This window comes from Roseibium sp. ROS1 (assembly GCF_054658215.1).
This window is the reverse complement of sequence record NZ_BAAGIG010000028.1, coordinates 1-731: the sequence shown is the minus strand read 5'-3', so window position 1 is coordinate 731 and position 731 is coordinate 1. Positions and strand designations below refer to the sequence as shown.

The 731-nt window shown below is 59.8% G+C and carries 1 protein-coding gene; it reads left to right on the top strand.

Translation table 11 applies throughout. The features are described from left to right. The coding region (locus ACYQ6M_RS30345) for a VirB4 family type IV secretion/conjugal transfer ATPase (RefSeq protein WP_460077695.1) at nucleotides 1-731 on the top strand (731 nt) is incomplete at both ends.

The window sequence follows — 731 nt, the reverse complement described above, 5'->3', positions numbered from 1 at the left end:
TGCGGTGAGCTGAAACCCGAGATTGCGCGTCTTAGCGCCGGGATCAGCGCCAACCTGCCCGCCTCTGACATTCACGTTTCGACAGACGGCGCGATTGACACCTTTACGCCGCACAAGACGTTCAACCGGGTGATTGCCGTTCGCGGCTGGCCGGAAACCGTTTCCGGCATGCTGGTGTCCCGTCTGCTGGCACTCAGCGGTGAGCTGGAAGTCTGTCAGATCGTCAAGCCGCTCGACAGCACCAAGCAAATCGCCCTTTTCACCCGACAAATCACCGAGCAGAAGCACAACTATTTCGGGACAGGTGCTGTCCTGGCCGAGTTGGAAGCGGTCAACGAGGATCTTCTCAACAATTCCCAACAGCTTCAGGAAACGCAATTCCAAATCACCGTGCGGGCTCGCAACGAGGCCGAGCTGACCTCCCTCATAGATCAGGTTACGTCCATCCTCGACAATGCGCGGATCCGTTACTGCTGCGAGACAGTCGGCGCGGCAACGGCATGGTTCAACCGCATGCCCGGCCGGGAAAAGCTGCTGCGGCCGCTTAAGATCACTGAGGGCAATGTTGCGGCCCTGTGGCCGTTCCAGTTCTCGCCGATCGGTCTGTGGTCCAGCCCGTTCGGTGACCGGCCGGTGCGTCTGTTCAAGACCCCAACGGGCCAGAACTACGCCTTCCAGTTCCATGTTTCTGACAAGCCGCAATCGCCGGGCAACTACCTCATGTTCGCCCC